Consider the following 14,749-nt stretch of genomic DNA (forward strand, 5'->3'; position numbering starts at 1 on the left):
CGGACGTGCAGGTCGGATCGTCGAAGGTGCTAGCGGCGGGGGTCCTGGCGGGCCAGCTCGTCGGCGACGAAGGCGGCGAGCGCGTCGGCGCCGAAGTGATCGTCGGCGGTGATGGTGACGACGGTGCCGGAGTCGTTGCTCGCCTCGGTCTCGTCGAACAGCAGCATCTGACCGTACGCACCGTGCAGCCGCCAGAGTCGGCCGGGACCACCCCACCCCGCCATGGCGTAGCGCTCGTAGCCGGAGCCGGTGCCCTCGCGCTCCACCCAGTCGGTGTGCATCGCGTCGCACCACCGCGCGCTGACGACCCGCTGCCCGTCGACGGTCCCGCGGTCGCGGATCAGGCGTCCGATGCGGGCGAGTTCCTCGGTGCGGAGCGACAGCCCCTCGCCCGCGGCGACGAACCCGTTCGGGCAGCGTTGCCACTCGACGTCCTGGATGCCGAGCGGCGCGAAGAGCCGCTCGGAGACGAACGTGCCGACGTCGCCGACCCGGGTCTCGAGCACGCGCATCGCCGTGTAGGTGCTGGCGTTCGCGTACTGGAACACCCGGCCGCGGGACGGTCGCCGCAGGAACTCGGCCGCCAGGTCCGGCCAGTCTGTCAGCTCGGTCGCCGACCACGGCATGTCGATGCCGCTCGTCATGGTGAGCAGGTGCCGGAGGGTGACCCGGTCGACGCCGTCGCCGAGCGCGAGCCCGGTCGCGGCAAGGAACGTCGCGACCGGTTCGTCGAGGTCCACCAGGCCGTCGTCGGCGGCGATGCCGGTGGCGAGGACACAGACGCCCTTCGCGGCGGAGTGGATCTCGCGTCGGACGTCGGGCGTCCAGTGGTGCTCGGCGACGTCGTCCTCCGTGCCATCAGCGCCCGGAGCGGCAGTCCTCGTGCGCACGTGGATGCCGTGCGCGGCGAACCCGGTGGTGTCGATGCGCCGGACGACGGCGTCGAGGATGGTCGCGGCGGTGTGCACACCCCATCCTCTCGTGGCCGAGCGGCTGCGGGCACGGGCAGGGGCCGCCGCGTACCGTCCGGCTCGTGTCCGACGAACAGCCCCGCCGCCCCGATCCCACCCGTGTCGGCGACCAGCCCGCACTCCGGACGGCGTCGGGTTCGAACTGGCTCGTGTGGGGAGCCGTCACGGCCGTCATCGTCGCCGCGGTGATGGTGCTCATGGCGATCCGTGCACCTGCGATCGGGTGGCCGGCTCTGGCGCTCGTCGTCGTGTTGTTCGTGACGATGGTCGTGGTGCGGGCCGCCGTCCGGCCGCAGCGCACCCGACTCGTCACCCTGGCCCTGCTCGACCTCGGCATCGTGGTCGTCGGACTGGTGGCGACCCTCGCGGTCCTGTACTCGACGCCGGTCGGCTGATGCCGCGATGGCATGTTGATAACGGTTCTCACTAAGATGGTGTGCAGCGACCACACCACGGTGGCCGTTCCACCGACGCAGCCGCAGCTGCTGGGAAGACCGACCCCATGCCAGCACCACACCCCACCGAGACCCTCGACGCCCTCGTGGTCGGAGCCGGACCGGCCGGCGTCGGCACCGGCCTGGCACTCCACGCCGTCGACGGCCTGCTGTTCGGCGTCGTCGAACGCGGCGTCGTCGGGGACACGTTCCGTCGGTGGCCGGAGCACCAGCGGTTCCTGACGCCGTCCTTCACCGGCAACGGGTTCGGGGCGACCGACCTCAACGCGGTCCACCCGCGCACCTCACCCGCCTACAGCCTGGGGACCGACTACCCGTCCGGGCCCGAGTACGCCCGGTACCTGCGTGGGGTCGTCGCGGCCTTCCACCTGCCGACCCTGCTCGACACCGAGGTCGAGCGCATCGAGCCGGACGACGACGGCTTCCGCGTGACCACGAGCCGCGGGCCCGTCGTCGCCCGGAACGTGGTCTGGGCCGGCGGCGAGTTCTCCGACCCGATCCTGCCCCGCTGCGCCGGCACGTCGCTCGGGGTGCACGCGTCCGCCGAGGCCGCCTGGGTGGTGCGGTCCGGACACATGGTGGTCGTGGGTGGCTTCGAGTCCGGCATCGACCTGGCGTGCCACCACGTCGAACAGGGGGCGACGGTGACGGTCGTCGACCCGTCCCACCCCTGGGACGCCGGCAGCGGGTCGGACCCCTCGTTCCGCCTCGCCCCGCGGACCCGTCAACGGCTCGCGGCCGCGCGGGCCAGCGGACGCCTCACCCTGGTCGACGACGGCCAGGTCACCGGCATCAAGCGGTCCGGAGACGGGTTCACCGTCGGGGTCGCCGGACGGACCGCCCTGGTCGCGGACGCGCCACCGATCCTCGCCACCGGGTACGGCCCGGGGCTCGGGCCGGTCGCGAGCCTGTTCGACACCCGCGCGGACGGTTGGCCGATGCTCACCGAGGACGACGAGTCGACCACCACGCCCGGGCTGTTCCTGGCCGGCACGGCGCTCCGGCACGGCGCACTGCAGTTCTGCTTCGTGTACAAGTTCCGGCAGCGGTTCGCCCACGTCGCCCGTGTCATCGGCGAACGGGCCGGACGCGACTGCAGTGCCCTGCAGGAGTGGGACGACGCCGGGATGCTCACCGACGACCTGAGCTGCTGTGGTGTCGAATGCGCGTGCTGATGCCGGCACAGCGGCCCGCCCGCCCCGCCGTTGCACGACTTTGGGCCACCCCCGCGATCGTCGGCGGCGCCATCCTGCTCGGGTCCGTGATCGGCGGCGTCTCACCCTCGGCCGGCGACGCGATGGGCTCGGTGGTGGACGCGTTGGTGATCACCCTGGTCGTCGCCCTGTTCGTCGACGTCCCCCTGCACCGCCTGCCACGGAGGCCCGGCGCCTGGAAGGTCATCGGCATCGCCTGGAGCATGAACTTCCTGCTCGCCCCGCTCGTCGCGTTCCTGCTCACCCACGTGGCCCTGCCCGGACACCCGGCCGTCCAGCTCGGCGTGATGCTGTACTTCCTGGCACCCTGCACCGACTGGTTCCTGGCGTTCACCCGCATGAGCGACGGGGACACCGCCGTGGGGGCGACCCTGCTGCCGATCAACATGGTCACCCAGCTGCTGCTGTTCCCGGTGTGGATCACGGTCCTGGGCGGCAACGCCGGCATCGATGCCGTGGGGACCGTCGGCACCCTGCTGCAGTGGTTCGTCCTGCCCGCCGCGATCGCCGTGGTGATCCGCCTGGGGGTCTCGCTGCTGCCGGACGGCGCTCGAGCCCGCGCCGCCGCCCTGCCCGGCCGCACGGTCCCCTGGATCGTGGGCGCGATGGTCGCCGGGCTCTTCGCCTCGCACATCGGGCTGCTGCTGGCGAACCTGCCGGTGTTCGTCGCCGTACTGGGGTGTGCGGTGATCTTCTTCGCCGTCATGTTCATCGCGGCCGAGTGGGCGTCACGCCTCGCCGCCCTGTCGTACCCGCGGTCGGCGCTGCTCGCGATGACGACGGCGGCCCGCAACGCACCCCTGATGATCGGGCTGACGAGCGCCGCGCTCCCCCACCAGCCGCTGGTCACCACGGCGATCGTCGTCGGCATGCTCGTCGAGTTCCCGCACCTGCTCGCGGTCCGCCACCTGCTGCTGCGTCGGCGACGTGGTCAGCACGCCGGGCGACGCCTGCGCGGCACCGCAGCGTGGGGGCACCCGTGACGCACCGGGTCCGACTCGTCGTCGTCCCGACCGAGCGACGGGTGATCGAGCCCGAGCACGACGACCGGCGGACGGCGCTCCTGCTCGCGCTGGGCCAGGTGCCGCTCGGGTACACGGTCACCGACGTCGACGTGCTGCCGGAGCACGGGGACCCCGAGTCCGACCCCGCGGAGCCGGGCCGACGCTGAGCCGGCCGCTCCGACGGCGCTGGTGCGGCCCGAGACGGTCGCGACGCCGGACGGGAGGCCCGTGACGGGCCCGCACCGCGCCTCCAGTCCGGTGCCGGTCGCGACCAGTGCACCTGGCCGGCTACGCGCTGTCGGTCACCGTCGGCTGCGCCTGCCGCAGCCCGGTGACCAGGAGGGTCACGATCGTCCGGACGTCGTAGTCGGGGTCCTGGGGACTCCACGCCACCAGGTCACCGACGGCCCGGAGCAGCTGGTACGGCGGGGTCGGTGCGGCCACCTCGCCGGACGCCCGCGCGGCGTCGAGCAGCCGGCCGAGCACGGGCACGAGCTCGTCGACGAACAGGGTGTGCAGCGCTGTGAAGCCGTCGGCGTCGCCCTCCCAGACGCGCGCCAGGCCGTGCTTGGTGCCGAGGAAGTCGACGAACTGGTGCACCCAGCGCAGCAAGGCGGCGAACGGTGTCGGCTCGGAGTCGAGCAGCGCCGGCCCCGCGTCGACCAGGGCCTCGATCTGGTGCCGGTAGACGGCGACGACCAGGTCCGAGCGGGTCGGGAAGTGCCGGTAGAGCGTGCCGACCCCGACACCGGCGGCGGTGGCGACCTCGCGTACCGGCGCACCGACGCCCGAGGCTGCGAAGACCGCGGCGGCGGCGTCGAGGATCGTGCGCTCGTTGCGCTCGACGTCGCGACGGCGGCGCGGTGCGGGGTCGGTCGCCGGAGTGCTCATGCATCGATCATCGCACGACTCGCGACCGATACGGAACGCTGCTCCACTTCCCCTTGCAATCCGGATCGTTGTTCCGTATCGTTCCGGAACGTCGCTCCGTTTTGGGCGACAGTCGCTCACGTCCACGGGCGACACGGCATCCTGGAAAGGCCCCCATGGCACCCACAGCACCCCGACCGCAGGTCATCAGCGTGCGGCCCGTCACGCTTCCGGCACCGTCCCGCGGTCAGGACCTCGAGGTCCGGATCACCGCACCGACGACCGGAACGGACCTGCCGGTCATCGTCTTCGCCCACGGCTTCGGCCAGTCCATGACCGGCGGCGACCCCCTGGTCGACCACTGGACCGCGAACGGCTTCGTCGTCGTCCAACCGACGTTCCTCGACGCGAAGGCCTACGGGCTGACGCTCGACGACCCGCGCTACCCGACCATCTGGCAGACGCGGGTCGACGACCTCGGGCGGGTGCTCGACGACCTCGACCAGGTCATCGACGCGGTCCCCGGCCTGAGCGGGCGCGTCGACACCGCGCGCATCGCCGCGGTCGGACACTCGTGGGGCGGACAGTCCGTGGGCATGCTGCTCGGCGCCCGCGTCCTGGACGCCGACGGACGGCCGGGCGAGGACCGCACCGACCACCGCGTGCGCGCCGGGGTCCTGCTGTCCACCACCGGGATCGCGCGCGGCGACCTCGTGCCGTTCGCGCAGGAGCACTTCGCGTTCATGAGCCCCGACTTCAGCCAGCTGCACACCCCGTCGCTCGTCGTCGCCGGCGACCACGACCAGTCCCAGCTCTCGACCCGAGGCCCGGACTGGTTCACCGACGTCTACCACCTGAGCCCCGGCGCGCGACACCTGGTGACCCTCCACGGCGGGGAGCACCTGCTCGGCGGGATCCAGGACTACGAGTCGACCGCCACCACCGACGAGAGCCCCGAGCGTGTGGACCTCGTCCGCCAGACCACGACGGCGTTCCTCCGGACCGCGCTCGGCCTCGACCCCGACGCGTGGTCGGCGATCGCCGACGCCGTCGGCCCTGCCGCCGCCGTCGGCCACATCGAATCGAAGGAGCACCAGTCGTGATCACCGACCAGCACCCCCTGCCCAGCCGCTTCACCGCCGCGTCCACCGCCGCCGACGTCCTGGACGGCATCGACCTGACCGGCCGGAACGTCATCGTGACCGGCGGACACAGCCGCCTCGGCCGCGAGACCAGCCGCGCCCTCGCGGCGGCCGGCGCCGACGTCACCGTCGCCTCACGTGACGTCGACCGGGCATCCGCAGCCGTCGCCGGCATCCCCGGCGTCCACGTCGAGGCCCTCGACCTCACCGACCCGTCGTCGGTCGATGCCTTCGCCGCGCGCTGGTCAGCCTCCGGACGCCCGCTGCACATGCTCGTGAACAGTGCCGCGATGCTCTTCACCCCGGACCGCCGGCTCGACGGCCGCGGCAACGAACTGGCGTTCTCGACGACGCACCTCGGGCACTTCCAGCTCACGCGGGCACTCCTCCCCGCCCTCCTGGAGGCCCGTGGTGCGCGGGTCCTGACCGTCACCTCCGGCGCGGCCCGGTTCGGGCAGATCCGGTGGGACGACCTGACGTTCGCGCAGGGCTACGACCCGGTCACCGCGTACGGGCAGTCGAAGCGGGCGAACGTCCTGTTCACGGTGGAGCTCGACCGCCGGTACGCCGACCAGGGCATCCGCGCCTTCGCCGCACACCCGGGCGTCATCATCGGACCCGGCCCGCACGACCAGACGGTGCTCGCCTCGTACCGCGAGCAGGGACTGGTCGACGACCACGGGGTGACCGTCATCGATCCCGAGGTCGGCAAGAAGACCGTCGAGCAGGGCGCAGCGACGCTCGTGTTCGGTGCCGCGAGTCCGCTGCTCGACGGCGTCGGCGGGGTCTACCTGAAGGACAGCGACGTCGCCGTGATCGACGACCGGATCCTGCCCCTCACCGCGGACCGCATCCCGTCGGACGCGAACTCGGCGATGCTCGACGCCGACGACGCGCGCCGGCTGTGGGAGGTCAGCGAGGAGCTCCTGGCCTGATCGGGGTCAGCCGCGGGCCTCGTCCACTCGCTGGCCGCGTTGTCCTCGCTACTGTGTGACGGTGTTGACCGTGCGGATCGAGAGCCCCCGGCAGGACGACGTCCTGTACCTGTTGCAGCAGGGTGACGACTACGGACTGAGTCTGTACCCGGCCGAGAACTACCACGCCCTCGACGTCGACGACCTGGACCAGCCCGACATCACGTTCCTGGTGGCGCGCGAGGACGGCGTCGCCCTCGGCACGGTGGCGCTCGTCGACTCCGGCGACGGCACCGGCGAGATCAAGCGCATGTTCGTGAGCGATGCCGCGCGCGGGCTCGGCGTGGGGACGCGGCTGCTCGATGCCCTGCACGACCGGGCCCGTGCGGTCGGCATCGGGACCGTCCGGCTCGAGACCGGTCTGCCGCAGGCCGCGGCCATCGCGCTGTACCGGAAGGCCGGGTACGCGGACATCCCGCGGTTCGGTCCGTACGTCGACGACCCGACGAGCGTGTGCATGGAGCAGCAGCTCGTCTGATCGGTGCCCGGCCCCGTCGTAGGATCGCGTGTGAGCTCCGAGCACCCCGAACCCAGCGGCATCGACCCCGACGACCTGACGGTCGCGCTCCGGGTGCTCGAGCAGCTGCCGTCGATCGACGAGACGCACCCGGACTTCATCCGGGTCCGCCAGGCCACCGCGAAGATGTTCAAGGCCGTCAAGCGGGCGCACCGTCTCGAGAAGCGCGGCGTCATCGCCGAGGCCGACCGCCGAGTGATCGCCGCCACCGCCACCGGGGCCGCAGACCGGATCGACGACGAGACCCGCGGCGTCCTGATCAGCGCCTCGACCGCATCGACCACCGCGGGCACCCTGCTGAAGTCACGGCCCTGCTACATGTGCAAGCAGCACTACACGGTCGTCGACGCGTTCTACCACCAGCTCTGCCCGGCGTGCGCCCGCATGAGCCACGCGAAGCGCGAGGCCCGGACGGACCTGACCGGCAAGCGGGCGCTGCTCACCGGTGGCCGCGCGAAGATCGGCATGTACATCGCCCTCCGGCTGCTGCGCGACGGGGCCCACACCACCATCACCACGCGGTTCCCCCGCGACGCGGTGCGCCGGTTCGCGAGCCTGCCTGACTCCGCCGACTGGATGGACCGTCTGAAGGTCGTCGGCATCGACCTGCGCGACCCCGCCCAGGTGATCGGGCTCGCCGAGGACGTGGCCGCCTCCGGCCCCCTCGACATCCTGATCAACAACGCCACCCAGACGGTGCGCCGGTCGACCGGGGCCTACCAGCCGCTGGTCGACGCGGAACTCGCGCCGCTGCCCGACGGACCGCTGCCCGAACTCGTGACCTTCGGGCACACGAACGACCAGCACCCGCTGGCGCTCGCCCGTTCCGTGGCCGCGCACCCGATCCTCGCGGCCGCAGCGGCCCGAGCCGACGAGCTGACCGAACAGGCGATGGCGCCGGGATCGAGCTCGCTCGAACGGCTCGCCCTGGGCACCGCCATCGACGCCGGCGGCCTGGTCCCCGACCTGCACGACGAGAACTCGTGGACCCAGCAGGTCGACGAGGTCGACCCTCTCGAGATGCTCGAGGTCCAGCTGGCCAACACCACGGCGCCGTTCATCCTCATCTCGAAGCTCCGCCCCGCGATGGCCGCGAGCACGGGACGCCGCACCTACGTGGTGAACGTCAGCGCCATGGAAGGGGTCTTCGGCCGCGCGTACAAGGGACCGGGGCACCCGCACACGAACATGGCGAAGGCCGCCGTGAACATGCTCACCCGCACGAGCGCGCAGGAGATGTTCGAGACCGACAACATCCTGATGACGAGCGTCGACACCGGCTGGATCACCGACGAACGGCCGCACCCCACGAAGGTCCGGCTCGCCGAAGAGGGGTTCCACGCGCCGCTCGACCTGGTCGACGGGGCAGCACGCGTCTACGACCCGATCGTCCGGGGCGAAGCCGGCGAGGACGTGTTCGGTGTCTTCCTGAAGGACTACGCGCCGAGTTCGTGGTGACCGGCCGCTGACCAGACCGGTTCCGTCAGTGCTTCGACGCGGCCGTCTCCTGCGGCAGGACCGCGGCAAAGCGGAGCAGGAAGTCGCGCACCACCGTCAACGTCTCGTCGTCGTACGAACCGATCGCCTCGTCGAGCTCCACGGCACGCGACCCGAGGAACCCACTGCTGCGTTCCCGCGTGAGATCGGTGACGCGGAGGGTGACGACCCGACGGTCCGCGCTCTCGCGGCTCCGCACGATCAACCCACGCTCCTCCAGTCGGTTGACCAACGCGTTCGCCGCACCCGAGGTCATCCCGATCCGCCGGGCGAGCCGCGTGCCCGTCATCGGCTCGCCCTCGGTCTCCGCCCAGAGGATCTCCCCCAGCGCGACACCGTCCGAGGTCGGCAGTTCCATCCATGCCGCGAAGTGGAGCGCCGACTCCTGGTACCGGACGGCGTAGTGGCGGAGCGCCTCGAGAGTCTGGGAGCGCAGGTCGGTCATGCGATCGATTCTGCCGTCTTCCGGGTCCCCTGCAGTGTCGGGTAGTGCGGCAGGACGGGGACGTGCTTCTCGCTCGTCAGCAGGTACTTCTGGGCGAAGCCGCGGACCGGACCGACAGACGCCACCCGGAGCGCAGCCCGCACCGCGCGGACGCCCGCCTTCGACGACGGGTGCAGCAGGCGCGCACCGCCGCGCGGAAGCCCCTGGGCGCTGTCGGCGTACCCGCGGAGCATCTCCTCGTAGCGCGCGAAGGCGTCCGGGATCGAGTACCCGTGATCAGCGCCGGCGGCCGGCTCGATCGTCCGTGCGAGTTCCCCGGCCAGGATGTGCGCGCCGACCAGCGACAGCGTGGTGCCCATGCCGGTCGGCCCGGAGCCCCAGGCCGCGTCACCGAGCAGGGCGATCCGACCCTTGCTCCATCGCGACACCACGACCTGCTCCATCCGCTGCGTGTAGAACTCATCGGACCGCTCGCTGAACCCGTCGAGGATCCGCTCCGTCTGCCACCCTGCGCCCCGGAATCGCTCGCGCAGGATCCGCAGCTGCACGTCGACGGAGACCTGCTCGAAGCCCATCGGCTCCGACTCGAACGACACGCTCGCCCGGATCGTCCCCTCGTTGTCGGGGCGGATCGATGCGACACGTCCACGCGGCGCCGTGTACCAGTCCCAGTGGTCGGTGTCGCTGCCGATCCGGTCGAGCGTGCCGTAGGCGATGCTGACGCCGTGGTCGCGGTACTCCGTCTCGTCGGCGAACAGGATCCGACGGGTGCGCGAGCTGCGGCCCTCGGCGACGACAACCAGGTCGAACCGCTCCGGAGCGCCGCTGTCGTAGCGGACGTTCACCCCGGCGCCGTCCTGCTCGGCGCCCGCGATGAAGTCCCCGTAGCGGCGGGCGATCGTGTCCGGCAGCGCATCGACGAGGATCGCGGCGAACGTGCCCCGCAGGATCTCGATCTCGGCAGTCGGACCGTCCTGGCCCTCGGCCTTCGGGAACGTGGCGTACGGGGTGCCGTGCTCGTCCACGTAACGGGTGCCCGCTTCGCCGGTGAGGTGCTGCATCACGGTGTCGCGGAGGCCCATGCGCTCGAGGACCTCGCGCCCGAGCCCCCGGACGTCGATGTTCTGGCCGGTGGTCCGCTGCTCCGGCGACCGCTCGAGCAGCGTGACATCGAAGCCCGATCGGTCGAGTCCCCACGCCAGCGCAGGGCCGGCGATGCTCGCGCCGGTGATCAGGACGCGTGGGCGGTGGTGCGGCGTGGTCGCCATGGGTGGTCCTCTGCTCGTGGGGCGGCGAGCTGCCGCCTCACGAAGACTATACCTTCACACCGATATCACTCCACAGAGAAGGTACGTTGTGGTCCGCATGGATACGGTGAGCTGTCAGCCCAGATCCTCCGCTACGGCGACGAGTGCGCGGGCGGCCGAACCGGCATTGTGGATGTCCGATGCGTCTACTGACCGCGCACTGTAGGCCGCCTTGTTCTTGACCCGAACGAGCGTCTCGAGGTGCTTCGCGATCGGCCGGTCCGTCGCATCCTGCAGGATCGAGACGCCGTCATTGTGGCTCGCCCCACTGCTGTACCTTCCGGTCTTGCCGATGCAGATGGCGTCTGCGGCGGCGATCCCCGCGTCGACGCACAGGTCGACGAAGGAGTTGGCATGAGGGGACGTCGGGCTCAGGATCCCGTCCTCGGCACCGAACTCGAACAGCGTCTCGGCTGACTCGAGGAAGCCCTTGGCCTTCTCGAGCCGACCGCGCATGAAAGCGCTGTCGCCGTCAGTGGTCGACGGCAGTTTCGGTGGAGTCAACGTGCGGCCTTCCTGAGGTGGGCTTGGAGCCATCGGCGGTCTTCCACGAGGGGAATGCCCTCACTCGCGATGGAACCGATGAGCGGGTCATCGGGACTCACCCCCGAGACGTCGTACACGATGGGGTTCACCTGGTTGCCGGTCCACCGGTGAACGGCAACGGTGAGGTCGTAGATGCGGTCCTCAGCATCCGTCCGGGAAACGGCATCCACGGCGAAGAACAGGTCGATGTCGCTGTCCGGTCGCATCGCACCTCGCGCGGCCGAGCCGAACAACGCTGCGTAGCGGACCGGCATGGATGCGATCTCCCCGCGGACCCTGTCGAGGAAGCGGGTACGAGCTCCGGCGACCTCGAGGACCGCCGACGCGAGGAGATGGTCTCGGTTGAGCGCGTACGTGCTCACGCCGGCGATGTCGTCGAACACAACGATGCCCTGCTCGGTCAGCCGGTCGAGCACCTTCTTCACGCCGTTTCGAGAACGGCCTCCGGGGACGAGCCGCTGGACCGCGGACACCGTGAAGGGTCGGTCCGACAGGCCGCTCAGCACCATCAGAACGTCGCCATCGAGACCGCTCGACAGCGCTGCGAATGGGCTCTGCAGCTGCACGACGCCCTCCTCACCTCGGTGATCCAGCATCACTATTGTGACGCCAACATCACTATAGTGACGGACGGCAACCACAGGAACCGCTTCCGGCAATTCCTGGACGGACACAGCGAACTCGCCCGTGCGGTCGGTTGGCTCGAATTGAGCAGCGAGAACGCGACCGATCAGCGGAGTCGCTCCGCCTCCAGGATTCGAACCCGGACCTAACGGCACCAAAGGCCGTCGTGCTGCCATTACACCAAGGCGGAACACACCCGGAGGTGCTCCTCCATCCTCCCACGACCGACGAGGCTGGCTGTCCGCCCCGGGTTCGGCCAAGATGGAGGGATGCCGCATGAGGACGAGGTCGATCGCATCGTCGCGGCGTGGGGTCGAGAGCGTGCCGACCTCGACTTCGGCCCGCTCGAGGTCCTGTCCCGCGTGGACCGGCTCGCCCGGCACCTGGACCGCGCCAGGCGGACGGCCTTCGACGCGAGCGACATGGAGCCGTGGGAGTTCGACGTCCTGTCCGCCCTGCGGCGCGCGGGTGAGCCGTACGAGCTGAGCCCGAAGACCCTGCTGCAGCAGACCCTGGTGTCGAGCGGCACGATGACCAACCGGGTGGACCGCCTGGCGGCCCGCGGCTTCGTGGGGCGACGGACCGACCCGAAGGACGGCCGCGGCATCCTCGTCTCGCTGACGGGCAAGGGCCGGGTGGCGGTGGACGTGGCGATCGCAGACCTGCTGGCCGCCGAGCGCGACATCCTGGCCGGGGTCTCCGCCGACGAGCAGGGCCAGTTGGCCGGGCTGCTCCGCCGACTCATCCTGGGCCTCGGGGACTGACCGAGAGCGTGACACGGTCCGAGTAGCCCGGGCGTAGCGTGCGCCGCATGCACGCCATCACCCTCGCCGTCGCCGACGTCGCACGATCGGCCGAGTTCTACCGCGCACTGCTCGGCATCGAGGGCAGCGGCGTCATCGGCACCGAGTACCCCGCCACCGAGACGCAGGCCGGCGGCACCACGTCGATGTTCACCCTCGACGACGGCCTGATCGTCAGCGTCTACGGCCGGGACGACATGGCGAAGGACTCCGGCGTGCAGCTGGCCACGGCACCGAGCAGCACGATCGGGCACTTCACGAGCAGCCAGGCCGAGGCCGAGGCGTTCCTCGAACGGGCGCAGGCAGCGGGCGCCACGATGCCCGAACCGCCGTACACGCGCCCGTGGGGCATGTGGTCCGGCTTCTTCCAGGACCCGGACGGGCACCTGTGGGAGGTCGTGGCGAACCCCGACGGCGGGTCCCCCGAGGACGCCACACCGGCGGACAGCGGCCAGGACGCGGTCGACCCCGCGTCGGTCGAGTAGACCGGCTCAGACCCCGAGCAGCTCCGCGACCTCGAGCCAGCGCTCCTCGAGCTGCTCGACCTCGGCCTCGAGCGCGGCGAGCTTCGACTGCAGTTCGCCGAGCCCGGCGTAGTCGGACTGGTCGTGCGTCGCGAACTGGTCGAGCAGCTTCTTGCGGTCCGCGCCGACCTTCGCGATCTTGCGGTCGAGCGCCGACATCTCCTTCTCGGCCGTCCGCCGGTCCGCTCCCGACAGGGCGGACGCACCAGCGGCCGTGGACCCGGCCACGGAGCCGGCCGAGCCGGTCCCGCCGACGGTGTCGGGCCTCCCGGCAGACGCGGCGGCAGCCGCAGAGGCGGTCCCGCCACCGGTGCCGGCCTCGCGCAGACGCATGTACTCGTCGACGCCGCCGGGCAGGTGGCGCAGGTGCCCGCCGAGCACGGCGTACTGCTGGTCGGTGACGCGCTCGAGCAGGTACCGGTCGTGGCTGACGACCAGCAGGGTGCCGGGCCAGGTGTCGAGCAGGTCCTCCATGGCGGCGAGCATGTCGGTGTCGAGGTCGTTGGTGGGCTCGTCGAGGATGAGCACGTTCGGCTCGTCGAGCAGGATGAGCATGAGCTGCAGGCGCCGCTTCTGCCCACCGGACAGGTCCTTGACGGGCGTGGAGAGCTGCTCCGAGGTGAAGCCGAGCCGCTCGAGCAGCTGCGACGGCGTCATCTCCTTGCCGTCGGCGACGTAGCTCGTCTTCTTGCGAGCCACGACCTCGCGCACGCGGTCGTCGGCGAACTGCTGCAGGTCGGCAAGCTGCTGGTCGAGCACCGCGACCTGCACGGTCTTGCCGGTCTTCACTCGCCCGCTCGTCGGCTGCAGCCGCCCGGAGACCAGGTTGAGCAGGGTCGACTTGCCGGCGCCGTTCGGGCCGAGGATGCCGGTCCGCTCCCCCGGTGCGATGCGCCACTCGATGCGGTCGAGGATCTGCGTGCCGTCGAACGAGACGCTCACGTCGAGCAGGTCGACGACGTCCTTGCCGAGGCGCGCCGTCGCGGTCCGCGACAGCGCGACCGTGTCGCGGATCGGCGGGACGTCGTCGATCAGGGCGTTCGCCGCGTCGATGCGGAACTTCGGCTTGCTCGTGCGAGCCGGGGCGCCGCGGCGGAGCCACGCGAGCTCCTTGCGGGCCAGGTTCTGGCGGCGCTGCTCGATCGTGGCCGCCTGCCGGTCACGCTCGACGCGCTGCAGGATGTACGCGGCGTAGCCACCTTCGAAGGGGTCGACGACGCCGTCGTGGACCTCCCACGTGTCGGTCGACACCGCATCGAGGAACCACCGATCGTGCGTCACCACGACCATGCCGCCCTGGTTCGACGACCACCGGCGGTTGATGTGCCCCGCGAGCCACTCGATGCCCTCGACGTCCAGGTGGTTGGTCGGCTCGTCCAGGAACAGGACGTCCCAGTCGCCGACCAGCAGCCGCGCGAGTGCCACACGGCGACGCTGCCCACCGGACAGCTCGTCGACGCTGACGTCCCACGGGATGTCCGAGACCAGACCGCCGATGATGTCGCGGATCTTCGGGTCACCGGCCCACTCGTGCTCCTCGAGGTCGCCGACGACGGTGCTGCCGACCGTCGCTCCCTCGGGGAGGATGTCGCGCTGGTCCAGGTAGCCGATGGTCAGCCCGCGCCGGTGCGTGACGCGGCCGCCGTCCGGTTCGAGACGCTGGGACAGCAGTGCGAGGAGGGTCGACTTGCCGTCGCCGTTCCGGCCGACGACGCCGATCCGGTCTCCCTCGTCGATGCCGAGGGTGACGTTGTCGAAGACGACCTTGGTGGGGAACTCGAGATGCAGGTTCTCGGCGCCGAGGAGATGTGCCACCCGACAAGGGTAGGTGGCGCGGCGGGGTGGTGGGTGCGGGG

General features: G+C 71.2%; 17 protein-coding genes, 1 tRNA gene and 1 pseudogene. 10 read left to right on the top strand and 9 right to left on the bottom strand.

Annotation, left to right across the window (positions count from 1 at the left end):
* Positions 1-29: 29 nt before the first annotated feature.
* Positions 30-968 carry a serine hydrolase domain-containing protein gene (locus tag KK097_RS12590; RefSeq protein WP_214545050.1) on the bottom strand — a complete coding sequence of 313 codons (939 nt, stop codon included), beginning with the start codon at positions 966-968 and terminating at the stop codon, positions 30-32.
* 65 nt (positions 969-1,033) lie between these two features.
* Here KK097_RS12590 and KK097_RS12595 point away from each other — a divergent pair, with 65 nt between their 5' ends.
* The 4 genes from KK097_RS12595 (at position 1,034) to KK097_RS12610 (ending at position 3,811) form a co-directional block, all read left to right on the top strand.
* The gene (locus KK097_RS12595; protein ID WP_214545051.1) at positions 1,034-1,366 is read left to right on the top strand and encodes a hypothetical protein; all 333 of its coding nucleotides are present in this window, start codon (positions 1,034-1,036) and stop codon (positions 1,364-1,366) included.
* Between the two features lie 107 nt (positions 1,367-1,473).
* Complete coding sequence (locus KK097_RS12600) at positions 1,474-2,601, top strand: NAD(P)/FAD-dependent oxidoreductase (RefSeq protein ID WP_250896715.1); 1,128 nt, start codon at positions 1,474-1,476, stop codon at positions 2,599-2,601.
* Positions 2,601-3,623: an arsenic resistance protein gene (locus tag KK097_RS12605; protein WP_214545052.1), complete on the top strand. Its 1,023-nt coding sequence runs from the start codon at positions 2,601-2,603 to the stop codon at positions 3,621-3,623. The genes KK097_RS12600 and KK097_RS12605 overlap by 1 nt, the downstream gene beginning before the upstream one ends.
* Positions 3,620-3,811: a hypothetical protein gene (locus KK097_RS12610; RefSeq protein ID WP_214545053.1), complete on the top strand. Its 192-nt coding sequence runs from the start codon at positions 3,620-3,622 to the stop codon at positions 3,809-3,811. Before KK097_RS12605 ends, KK097_RS12610 begins: the two co-directional genes overlap by 4 nt.
* 121 nt (positions 3,812-3,932) lie before the next feature.
* Here KK097_RS12610 and KK097_RS12615 read toward each other — a convergent pair whose 3' ends face one another.
* The gene (locus KK097_RS12615; RefSeq protein ID WP_214529126.1) at positions 3,933-4,535 is read right to left on the bottom strand and encodes a TetR/AcrR family transcriptional regulator; all 603 of its coding nucleotides are present in this window, start codon (positions 4,533-4,535) and stop codon (positions 3,933-3,935) included.
* A 155-nt stretch (positions 4,536-4,690) separates the two neighbouring features.
* Here KK097_RS12615 and KK097_RS12620 point away from each other — a divergent pair, with 155 nt between their 5' ends.
* From KK097_RS12620 to KK097_RS12635, 4 genes are all read left to right on the top strand, one after another.
* Positions 4,691-5,617 (top strand): alpha/beta hydrolase family protein, encoded by a 927-nt coding sequence (locus KK097_RS12620; RefSeq protein WP_250896716.1) that lies wholly within the window; start codon positions 4,691-4,693, stop codon positions 5,615-5,617.
* A complete protein-coding gene (locus KK097_RS12625; RefSeq protein ID WP_214545054.1) occupies positions 5,614-6,591 on the top strand; it encodes an SDR family NAD(P)-dependent oxidoreductase in 978 nt (325 codons plus the stop codon). Before KK097_RS12620 ends, KK097_RS12625 begins: the two co-directional genes overlap by 4 nt.
* Before the next feature lie 70 nt (positions 6,592-6,661).
* Positions 6,662-7,108: a GNAT family N-acetyltransferase gene (locus KK097_RS12630; protein WP_307858389.1), complete on the top strand. Its 447-nt coding sequence runs from the start codon at positions 6,662-6,664 to the stop codon at positions 7,106-7,108.
* 30 nt (positions 7,109-7,138) lie between these two features.
* Positions 7,139-8,605 (top strand): SDR family NAD(P)-dependent oxidoreductase, encoded by a 1,467-nt coding sequence (locus tag KK097_RS12635; protein WP_214545056.1) that lies wholly within the window; start codon positions 7,139-7,141, stop codon positions 8,603-8,605.
* 25 nt (positions 8,606-8,630) lie between these two features.
* Here KK097_RS12635 and KK097_RS12640 read toward each other — a convergent pair whose 3' ends face one another.
* The 5 genes from KK097_RS12640 to KK097_RS12660 all read right to left on the bottom strand — a co-directional run bounded on the left by KK097_RS12640 (position 8,631) and on the right by KK097_RS12660 (position 11,756).
* On the bottom strand, positions 8,631-9,089 hold the full coding sequence (locus KK097_RS12640) for a MarR family winged helix-turn-helix transcriptional regulator (RefSeq protein ID WP_214545057.1): 459 nt from the start codon (positions 9,087-9,089) through the stop codon (positions 8,631-8,633).
* Positions 9,086-10,357, bottom strand: coding sequence for an FAD-dependent monooxygenase (locus KK097_RS12645; RefSeq protein WP_214545058.1), 1,272 nt, complete (start codon positions 10,355-10,357; stop codon positions 9,086-9,088). The genes KK097_RS12640 and KK097_RS12645 overlap by 4 nt, the downstream gene beginning before the upstream one ends.
* Before the next feature lie 114 nt (positions 10,358-10,471).
* Positions 10,472-10,852 carry a hypothetical protein gene (locus tag KK097_RS12650; RefSeq protein WP_214545059.1) on the bottom strand — a complete coding sequence of 127 codons (381 nt, stop codon included), beginning with the start codon at positions 10,850-10,852 and terminating at the stop codon, positions 10,472-10,474.
* A gap of 44 nt (positions 10,853-10,896) precedes the next feature.
* The gene (locus KK097_RS12655) at positions 10,897-11,508 is read right to left on the bottom strand and encodes a nucleotidyltransferase family protein (RefSeq protein WP_214545060.1); all 612 of its coding nucleotides are present in this window, start codon (positions 11,506-11,508) and stop codon (positions 10,897-10,899) included.
* 176 nt (positions 11,509-11,684) lie between these two features.
* Positions 11,685-11,756: transfer RNA gene (locus KK097_RS12660), tRNA-Gln, on the bottom strand.
* 79 nt (positions 11,757-11,835) lie between these two features.
* Between KK097_RS12660 and KK097_RS12665 the strand changes: the two genes are divergently transcribed.
* On the top strand, positions 11,836-12,330 hold the full coding sequence (locus KK097_RS12665; RefSeq protein ID WP_214545061.1) for a MarR family winged helix-turn-helix transcriptional regulator: 495 nt from the start codon (positions 11,836-11,838) through the stop codon (positions 12,328-12,330).
* Positions 12,331-12,377: 47 nt separating this feature from the next.
* Positions 12,378-12,854 carry a VOC family protein gene (locus tag KK097_RS12670; protein ID WP_214545062.1) on the top strand — a complete coding sequence of 159 codons (477 nt, stop codon included), beginning with the start codon at positions 12,378-12,380 and terminating at the stop codon, positions 12,852-12,854.
* A 6-nt stretch (positions 12,855-12,860) separates the two neighbouring features.
* Here KK097_RS12670 and KK097_RS12675 read toward each other — a convergent pair whose 3' ends face one another.
* Positions 12,861-14,183: an ABC-F family ATP-binding cassette domain-containing protein gene (locus KK097_RS12675; RefSeq protein ID WP_439647652.1), complete on the bottom strand. Its 1,323-nt coding sequence runs from the start codon at positions 14,181-14,183 to the stop codon at positions 12,861-12,863.
* Positions 14,184-14,239: 56 nt separating this feature from the next.
* A pseudogene (locus tag KK097_RS18875) lies at positions 14,240-14,708 on the bottom strand (ATP-binding cassette domain-containing protein); the annotation flags it as partial.
* Positions 14,709-14,749: the final 41 nt, after the last annotated feature.

The sequence above is a fragment of the Curtobacterium flaccumfaciens genome (assembly GCF_018598405.1).
Taxonomy (GTDB): Bacteria; Actinomycetota; Actinomycetes; order Actinomycetales; family Microbacteriaceae; genus Curtobacterium; species Curtobacterium aurantiacum.

Bases quoted from the DNA above. Each gene is read 5' to 3' on its own strand.
- KK097_RS12670 (WP_214545062.1), top strand. From the start codon at position 12,378: ATGCACGCCATCACCCTCGCCGTCGCCGACGTCGCACGATCGGCCGAG.
- KK097_RS12620 (WP_250896716.1), top strand. From the start codon at position 4,691: ATGGCACCCACAGCACCCCGACCGCAGGTCATCAGCGTGCGGCCCGTC.
- KK097_RS12675 (WP_439647652.1), bottom strand. From the start codon at position 14,183: ATGGTCGTGGTGACGCACGATCGGTGGTTCCTCGATGCGGTGTCGACC.
- KK097_RS12615 (WP_214529126.1), bottom strand. From the start codon at position 4,535: ATGAGCACTCCGGCGACCGACCCCGCACCGCGCCGCCGTCGCGACGTC.
- KK097_RS12605 (WP_214545052.1), top strand. From the start codon at position 2,601: ATGCCGGCACAGCGGCCCGCCCGCCCCGCCGTTGCACGACTTTGGGCC.
- KK097_RS12645 (WP_214545058.1), bottom strand. From the start codon at position 10,357: ATGGCGACCACGCCGCACCACCGCCCACGCGTCCTGATCACCGGCGCG.
- KK097_RS12665 (WP_214545061.1), top strand. From the start codon at position 11,836: ATGCCGCATGAGGACGAGGTCGATCGCATCGTCGCGGCGTGGGGTCGA.
- KK097_RS12640 (WP_214545057.1), bottom strand. From the start codon at position 9,089: ATGACCGACCTGCGCTCCCAGACTCTCGAGGCGCTCCGCCACTACGCC.
- KK097_RS12600 (WP_250896715.1), top strand. From the start codon at position 1,474: ATGCCAGCACCACACCCCACCGAGACCCTCGACGCCCTCGTGGTCGGA.
- KK097_RS12650 (WP_214545059.1), bottom strand. From the start codon at position 10,852: ATGCGCGGTCGGCTCGAGAAGGCCAAGGGCTTCCTCGAGTCAGCCGAG.